Origin of the sequence: Siminovitchia jepli (assembly GCF_047228825.1) — a bacterium.
Taxonomy (GTDB): domain Bacteria; phylum Bacillota; class Bacilli; order Bacillales; family Bacillaceae_C; genus Siminovitchia.
In genome coordinates this window covers 1-6,260 of record NZ_JBFEGN010000136.1, presented here as the reverse complement: position 1 = coordinate 6,260, position 6,260 = coordinate 1, and the positions used below count along the sequence as shown (strand labels likewise).

The window sequence follows — 6,260 nt, the reverse complement described above, 5'->3', positions numbered from 1 at the left end:
CCATGTCGGTTACAAAAGGTATTTTTCACCGTCAGTATCGTTTCCGAAACAACCGTCATTAGATATTACTTTTGACACGAAGGTGTTAGATCGGGCGAATACGATTGAGTATAACGATGTTCAATTGGCCAATTTCTCCATCTTTGAGCAAATGGAGGAGCCAAAGGCAGCTGTTGTATCGAACGAACAGTTGGCAGGGGAGTTTATGACGTTAAAAGATGCTTTTGCAGAGCATGAGGAATTGATTCGCAATGTGACGAACTCGCTCGTTGAGGTGAACGGGATTTTGGAGCGAGAGAGGCTCCATTTTGGCTATCGGGTTCGTGATGAGATTTGCTTTTATATGATTTATAATGAGCTAAGCCAATTGATGGAAAAAGAAAAGGCGTTTGATTTGCAGCTTCACCAGAAGATTTTGCCGCGGCTTTCGGGAAACAGTCAAGAGACCGAACAGATATTAAAAGACTTGTTTGCATTTTGTACAAGGCATGCGTGGGAAGAAAATCAAAGTTTTGATATAGAAAAGGAAAGCCTTTTTCCTAAATCCGCAGCTAAAATTGATGGCATGATCAGGAAGGCAGAACGTGAAGGCTTTACTTCTTTTTGGAATATGTAAGGAGTGAAAAGCCGGTGAATCCTTTTAAAGAAACGAAAGAATTGTTGGTCTTAGAAACGAACGACTTTTCATTGTATATGAAGGGCGTTCCCTATGATGAACGATATGAAAGCTTGCAGCAATACCAAAAAAGGGCGGAATTGGAACGGGAAACGATGGTATGCCGCTATGAAGGTCAACATATAGAAAGTATTGAGCTGTACGATGTGGAAGCGGATCAGTTAAAGCCAGTAACAGAAAAAGGGTTTGCCCCGATCTTTTCTGAAAATCGAGTGTACCAGCTCGTTATTACTCCGAAAACAGATCAGAAACTCATGTTTTTTCATGAACATCCCGGAATTCGTAATGCAATCACGTATGTAGGGAAGGAACCTCATCAAATCATGATGGGGAATGTGCAGTTTATGAACGAAGTGGGTTTAACCACGCTTTCTATTTATGCAGACCGGGAAAAATTGCTCGAGATGACGTTAGAAATTTTTTCCTCCAAATTAAATTATAAAGAAGATTATCTTCGATTATTACAGGAAGTAAACGAAGAAATCTATAACTTGGCTTTTCATTTTATCAAAAAAACGTATCTGGGCGCGAGATCAACCCTTTCTGAGAAGCCGTCACCGACAGAATTCTTTCGCCTTGTGGAGCATTATTTTCCGTCATTTTGCCTGGCCATTGATCGCATTGAAGCGCAACCGCATCATGAATTGACGACAGATTATGAAATCGTACGTGCGCATCGAATAAAACGTCTCGACCAAAGAGGGAGAAACTACTTTAGAAAGCATCCGCATTTGTTCCATGAGCATGAACGCGGAATCCTTTTGTCGGGGAAAACGATGTTGCCGGAGAAAGGATTGCATGTTAAAAAGTCGTTGACATTTGATACGGTTGAAAACCGCTTTGTGAAATGGATGATGGAGCGGCTTGTCCATCAATTAACGGATTTAAAAAGAAGGGTGCTTGAACCTGTCGGCATGTACGATATTCCTGCAGATGACTTGCTGATTCAAAAAATAGAAACGATGATTTTGAAACTAAACCGCTATTTGAAAAAGCCGTTTTGGTCCCGATTGGGAACGATCCGGCAAAGTGTCCTGAATATGGTCATGCAAATGAAGACGGGGTACAGGGATGCTTTCCGCATTTATTTGATTGTGACAAGGGGGTTAATGCTGCAAGGTGAACTGTTAAAAATGTCGGTAAAAGATGTGGCGACCCTTTATGAATATTGGACGTACTTGAAAATCGGACAAATATTGAGGAACCTATATGAACCTGTAACTCAAAATGTGTTATTGGCCAGGCATGGGCAGCTGTTTGTCGATCTCGTTCAGGACAAAGAACTGAAGCAGGTATTCAGACACCCGCAAACAGGGGAAAAAATTACTTTATCTTTTCAAAAAAGTGCACGCAAGCTTCCAACGGTCAAGCAAAAGCCGGACATTATGCTGGAAATTGAGAAAAAAGGCAAAAGCTATACGTATGACTATATTTTTGATGCGAAATACCGGATCGATTTTTCCGGTGATGAGCCCGGTCCTTTGGAAGACGATATTAATACGATGCACCGCTATCGGGATGCCCATGTTGTGAAGCAGAATGGGCCGTATGAACGGTATGCTTTTGGCGCTTACGTATTGTTTCCGTGGTTTGATGAAGACAATTATGAAAAGCACACCTTTTATCAAAGTATTGATGAAGTCAATATCGGCGGACTTCCTTTTTTGCCGAGTGCAACAAAGCTTGTGGAACGTTTTATTGAGTGCTTGATCGAAAGCAATCCCGAGGAACTTCAGCAAGAGGGCATTTTGCCGCGCGGCTCCGTTTCCCATTGGGAATCTCAACTGGAAGAAACCGTCCTCGTCGGGACAGTCAATGATGGGGATCGTTACTGGCAATTCAAGAGAAATAGATATTTTGAGATCGAGGCCCGCTCGCTGAAAGGAGAATGGCAAAAGTCAAAGCTGTTGGCGCTGTATATGACACAAAGTGCGGCGAAAAAGACCGGTTCCGAAAACGGCATACAGTTTTATGGCGAAATTTCGGGTGGACATTTCTGCAGCAGCTGGCAGGACGGTCGTTCGGTTTTATATTGAACGTTGGCAAACGCTGCAAGAGCCGATCCGCCCTGTTGGATACGGCATTCAGACATATATTGTAACGACGAAAAATATGTTGTTCCAGGAAAAAGAGCTCCCTGAGTTATATATGAAATTTGGCGAAGAAGTGAAGTTGTGGCGGATGCTTCGGAGGTTTACGACAGAGGTTCGGACAGAATTGGACGAAAAACTGGTGGACCGTGCAAGCAAAATCCAAGCGTACCAAATCGGGTATAATGCGGTTGTGATGGATTTGAAAAAACAGGAAATTTGCGTATGGCATGGAGATGAAGTCAGGGAGCGGGTCCCGTTGGAAATGTTGAGAACGAGTCCTGCTTTTGTGTTCAAAGTGATCAAAGAGGCGATATTTGTTTAAAGGGGATTTTACCCGCTGATCGCCATTTGCCATGGGGCATGAGATTTGTGACTATTTCCGAATGGGCGTCTGTTAAGAATCATCATTCTGATGCTGAGAGCATGAGATGGAAAGTAAATACGATCCTGAGATCTTTATGGAGATATTGTGTTCGGAGAAGGGAAAAATCGAAAACCGTTTATGCTTTTTTGATTGGAATGGTTTTTGTCAAAACATGAGCGAGGTAATAACGAAAGTTAGAAAATGGCTCCTCTATCATAGGCCCATGTAGTCAATGGAGGAAAAATCAGATTTTTTGGTTTGAATTTCCGGTATGGATGTTGACAGAAACAAAAAACAAAATATCAGGGTGGATAAAATCTGAATTCCTTTTCAAATATTTTTTTTAACAAAAAAGGGGACAGATTAGTTAAGGTTGTGTTTGTTTTTACTGTTTGGCTTGCCAAAATGTATGTTGACATCGAAACTGACGGAGCAGCTGCCATTTTATTAATGTCTCGTCAAAAAGCTGAAGATCTCGGACTGAATCCGAGGTTTCGGATTATTGCTCGTACAGTTTGACGGTCAAGGCCATTGAAGGCTATGTCGTGTGTAGTTATATCGCCACGGGCCTTTTGCAACTGACCGCTGTACGCTATTCGTCCTATGTACCCGGATTCTTTTTCCGTTACTTGAGAACTCCCTCCAAGACCATTGTTTCCGAAGCAACGGTCATAGTTTATTTGCGCAAATCTATTTTTCGCATGTTTGCTCGTAACCCACATTTATCCATAACCAAAATAATTCAAGCCAATCAAGAATTCTCTGATTACGACGCGGATTCACAGGCTTCTTAAAGCTGAGAACTTTTGACTGTCCAGTAGATACTTATGCGGAAAAAGGCATTATCTCTATTTCTTTTCAATACTGGGCTGCGGAAACGGCGGGTTAGACTCGGAAAGGGAGGTTCGTCCTTTAATGGAACATTATCTAAGAAACTTGCCTATGATATTTACATTCACCTATATGGGAAAAAATCCTTTCCGAAACGGAATATAGAAATATGAACGAAATAAAGCAATGGTTGAGAAATGAACCAGAATCATTGGCATTTATTGAAGTACAATATTTAGAAAGCAATACATCAGATATTATTAGTAAGAACCGTAACGGAAGATACTTGGAAGCCGACAGATGAAGCAGCTGACCATTTTTGTTTTTCGCCGAAGGTTCTGAAGCAAGGATAGTAACATAGGTGTGGGATAAACGTAGGAGGTAATATGATGGAACCAGGTTCAGTTGGTGGAGTGCCGGACACATGGACCTTATAACCATATCGAGAAAATCTTGATACCTAAAGAAGAAAAAAGGCGATCTTGACATTTCACACATGGTGATGTAATATTCAAACAATGGGGATGGGGGGTGAAAAGATTCAAAGAGGATAATACAAGATTGAAAATGTAAGCGCTTGCGTATTGGGTTAAAATGAACATTTAATTTTCTATTATCCTCGCTAATTATAAATAAAAATGGGAGGGATATAGAATGGAAGCATTTGAAGCGTTTCTTGATAAGGCAGGCGGTATTGTTTGGGGGCCACCACTATTAATTCTTCTCGTTGGAACAGGTATTTTTCTCACCTTCAGACTTGGCGCATTGCAAGTGGGATTATTGCCATACGCGTTAAAATTAGTTTTCTCGAGAAATCAGGATAAGAAATCGGAAGGAGACATTACTCATTTCCAGGCACTTATGACAGCAATGGCCGCAACCGTTGGGGTGGGCAACATTGTTGGAGTTGCTACAGCAGTAACTTTGGGTGGACCAGGTGCAGTCTTCTGGATGTGGCTGGCCGGATTTTTTGGAATGGCGACAAAGTATGGGGAGGCAATTTTGGCGGTAAAATACCGTGTCAAAGATTCCAAAGGTGAAATGGCTGGAGGGCCAATGTACTATCTTGAGCACGGTCTCAAACAAAAGTGGCTCGGCGTCCTCTTTGCTATTTTCGGTGCATTTGCGGCATTTGGGATCGGAAACGGAACCCAATCAAAAGCGGTAGCCGATGCTATGTCCAATACGTTCTCCATCCCCCACTGGGTATCTGGAATTGTTCTCGTTCTTTTTGCTGGATTGGTTATTCTTGGCGGAATTAAATGGATTGGACGAGTTACGTCGTTCTTCGTTCCAATCATGGCTTTATTTTATTTAATTGGCGGGTTAATCATAATGCTATCTAATTTAACACTTATTCCGGAAGCATTTGCTACTATTTTTAAATTTGCATTCACTGGTGAAGCAGCTGCTGGTGGTGCAATCGGTGCAGTTATTCGCTTTGGGATCGCTCGCGGATTGTTCTCAAACGAAGCGGGTCTCGGATCAGCACCTATTGCCGCTGCTGCAGCCAGAACAGATATTCCTGGAAGGCAAGCATTAGTATCCATGACTCAAGTATTGTTTGATACACTTGTTATTTGTTCCATCACGGGTATAACAATTGTGATGTCCGGGCTATGGAAAGACACTTCCATCGAAGCGGGAGCACTAACTTCTGCCGCATGGGGAACTTTTCTTGGGGATATAGGACCAGTGCTCGTTTCTATTGGCATTATCTTCTTCGCGTCTTCGACTATATTAGGTTGGGGTTATTACGGAGAGAAATGTTTCCAATACCTTATTGATAATCCAACTGCCGTTAAGATATATCGGGTCATCTTTGTTCTGTTTATCTTTGTTGGTGCAACCGCGAAACTGGACGTTGTTTGGGCGCTAGCAGACGTATTAAATGGTTTAATGGCTATCCCTAACTTAATCGGACTTCTTGGATTATCCGGAATCATTGTCCTTGAGACAAAGCGTTTACGCAGTAAGATTAAAGAGGAGAGAAAGGAAGTAGCTTAAAAGAGAAAGGCCTGATGAAAGCCATGCTTGAGTTTCATCAGGCTTTTTAATTTTTTTATTACTCATGACCGCCTTCGGCGCATTAATCGTCTTACTGTCTCAAGGCAAAAAGAAATAGTCCCCCTTGAGACCTCACAAGTTTCAGGGTTGGTCTATTTAAGTTGACCCTCGAGAGGCGACAGACCGTAAGTGTTAGCCGCACTTGCGGTCTCTTTTTAGTGCGCCCGGCATGGGCTATAACTTGGTGGTGAAAGTCCACTACAGGCTTGGCAGTAGGAACTGTTAGCCA

Annotated in this window: 4 protein-coding genes; all 4 read left to right on the top strand. The window is 42.2% G+C overall.

What is annotated here, in order from left to right; genetic code table 11:
• A partial coding sequence (locus AB1L08_RS21205) for a DUF8727 domain-containing protein (RefSeq protein WP_489686538.1) occupies nt 1–616 on the top strand: 616 nt, incomplete at its 5' end.
• A 14-nt stretch (nt 617–630) separates the two neighbouring features.
• On the top strand, nt 631–2,712 hold the full coding sequence (locus tag AB1L08_RS21200; RefSeq protein ID WP_413066599.1) for a DUF2357 domain-containing protein: 2,082 nt from the start codon (nt 631–633) through the stop codon (nt 2,710–2,712).
• Nucleotides 2,648–3,091, top strand: coding sequence for a DUF8743 domain-containing protein (locus tag AB1L08_RS21195; protein WP_413066598.1), 444 nt, complete (start codon nt 2,648–2,650; stop codon nt 3,089–3,091). Before AB1L08_RS21200 ends, AB1L08_RS21195 begins: the two co-directional genes overlap by 65 nt.
• 1,527 nt (nt 3,092–4,618) lie before the next feature.
• On the top strand, nt 4,619–5,971 hold the full coding sequence (locus AB1L08_RS21190) for an alanine/glycine:cation symporter family protein (protein WP_413066597.1): 1,353 nt from the start codon (nt 4,619–4,621) through the stop codon (nt 5,969–5,971).
• Nucleotides 5,972–6,260 lie beyond the last annotated feature (289 nt).